This window comes from Streptomyces sp., assembly GCF_031181705.1.
Lineage (GTDB): Bacteria > Actinomycetota > Actinomycetes > Streptomycetales > Streptomycetaceae > Streptomyces.
This window is the reverse complement of sequence record NZ_JAPSKN010000183.1, coordinates 6,854-9,128: the sequence shown is the minus strand read 5'-3', so window position 1 is coordinate 9,128 and position 2,275 is coordinate 6,854. Positions and strand designations below refer to the sequence as shown.

Here is a 2,275-nt window from a genome sequence, read left to right as displayed (position 1 = left end):
ATGAAGGGGGACGGCCGTGCGTGACCACACCGCTGCCGCTGTCTCCCTCCCGCGCTACGAGGTGATCCTCGTGTCCTCGTCGCTCCGGTGCCCGCTGCGCGGCGGCACCGGCTGACCGGGACGAACGCCAGGCGCTCAAAGGTTCCCTGACGGACTGTCGGATCGATACTTCCCGCCCCTCTCCCGGTAATCGCGCCGCCTTTTGTCCCGATCGCATCGAAAGGCCCCGGGCCGTGCGCATCCACCCGAACCCGCTCGCCGCCGTCCGCAACCTCGGCATCCTCGCCCATGTCGACGCCGGCAAGACCACCGTCACCGAACGGATCCTGTTCGCCACCGGAACCACCCACAAGCGCGGCGAGGTCCACGACGGCACGACCGTCACGGACTTCGACCCGCAGGAGCGCGACCGGGGCATCACCATCTTCGCCGCGGCGGTGAGCTGTGCCTGGGACGGTCACCGGATCAACCTCATCGACACCCCCGGTCACGTCGACTTCGCCGACGAGGTGGAGCGCGCGCTGCGGGTGCTCGACGGCGCCGTCGCCGTGTTCGACGCGGTGGCCGGGGTGGAGCCCCAGAGCGAGGCGGTGTGGCGCCAGGCCGACCGGCACGGCGTGCCGCGGATCGCGTTCGTCAACAAGATGGACCGGGCCGGCGCCGACCTCGACACGGCCGTGGCGTCGATCCGGGAGCGGCTGCACCCCGCGCCGCTGCCGGTCCAGCTGCCGATCGGGGCGGAGGACGGCTTCACCGGTGTCGTGGATCTCGTCCGCATGCGCGCCCTGGTGTGGGGCGACGGTGAGGCGCCGGACGACCTTCCGGTGCCGGGCGGCCTGCGGGACGAGGCCGTCGCCCGCCGCCGGGCCCTGGAGGAGGCGGTGGCGGAGCTGCACCCGGGCGCCCTGGAGGAGTTCTGCGCCACGGGTGCCCTCTCGCGGGGGACGCTCGCGGCGGCCCTCGGGGACCTGACCCTGAGCGGGGACGGCGTGGTCGTGCTGTGCGGCTCCGCCTACCGCAACCGCGGGATCGAGCCGCTGCTCGACGCCGTCGTGGCGTGGCTGCCGTCGCCGCTGGACGTGGAGCCGGTGCGCGGCACCCACGCCGGGGCGGAGCAGCGGCGGGCCGCCGACCCGGCGGCGCCGCCGCTCGCCCTCGCGTTCAAGGTGCAGGCCACCGCGACCGGGCGGCTGACCTATCTGCGGATCTACTCGGGGACCATCCGGAAGGGGGACACGCTGTGGGACGCGACGGCGGGCCGCACCGAGCGGATCGGCCGGATCCTGCGCGTGCGGGCCGACCGGCACACACCGCTGGACAGCGCGGTCGCCGGGGACATCGTCGCCGTCGTCGGGCTGAAGTCCGCCCGCGCCGGCTCGACCCTGTGCGCGCCGGACGCGCCCCTGCTGCTGGAACCGCCCGGTGTGCCCGAGCCGGTGGTGTCGGTCGCGGTCGAGGCCCGCAGCGCCGGTGACACCGACCGGCTGGCGTCGGGGCTGGCGCGACTGACCGAGGAGGACCCCTCGCTGGTCGCGCGCACCGACCCGGAGACCGGGCAGACCGTGCTGTCCGGCATGGGGGAACTGCACCTGGAGGTGGCGGTGGAGAAGCTCCGGCGCGACCTCGGCCTGGAGGTCGGTGTGGGCCGTCCCCGGGTCAGTCACCGCGAGACCGTCGGCCGGGGTGTGTCGGGTCTGGTGTACCGGCACGCCAAACAGGACGGCGGGGCGGGGCAGTTCGCCCAGGTCGTGCTCGACGTGGAGCCGTACGGGGAGGGCGCCTTCGCGTTCCGTTCGACCGTCGTCGGCGGGCGCGTGCCGCAGGAGTACGTGCGGGCGGTCGAGGCCGGCTGCCGGGACGCCCTCGCCGAGGGGCCGCTCGGCGGACATCCGGTGACCGGGCTGCGCGTCACGCTCACCGACGGGGCGACCCATGTGAAGGACTCCTCGGACACGGCGTTCCGCACGGCCGGCCGGCTCGGACTGCGCGAGGCGCTGCGCGGCTGCGCGATGGTCCTGCTGGAGCCGGTCGCCGAGGTCACCGTCACGGTGCCCGAGGACGCGGTCGGCGGCGTGCTCGGCGACCTCGCCGCCCGGCGCGGCCGGGTGACCGGCTCGGTCACCCGGGCGGGCGCCGCGGTCGTCACCGCGACCGTGCCGCTGGCCGAACTGTTCGGCTGGGCGACCCGGTTGCGCAGCCGCACCCAGGGGCGTGGCACGTTCACGGCCCGGCCCACCGGCTACGCCCCGGCGCCGGCGGCCGCCGCCGTGCGGTA

At 75.3% G+C, this 2,275-nt stretch carries 1 protein-coding gene; it reads left to right on the top strand.

From position 1 onward, the window contains the following. Positions 1-239 precede the first annotated feature (239 nt). A partial coding sequence (gene fusA / locus RIN80_RS24625; protein ID WP_375141802.1) for an elongation factor G occupies positions 240-2,275 on the top strand: 2,036 nt, incomplete at its 3' end.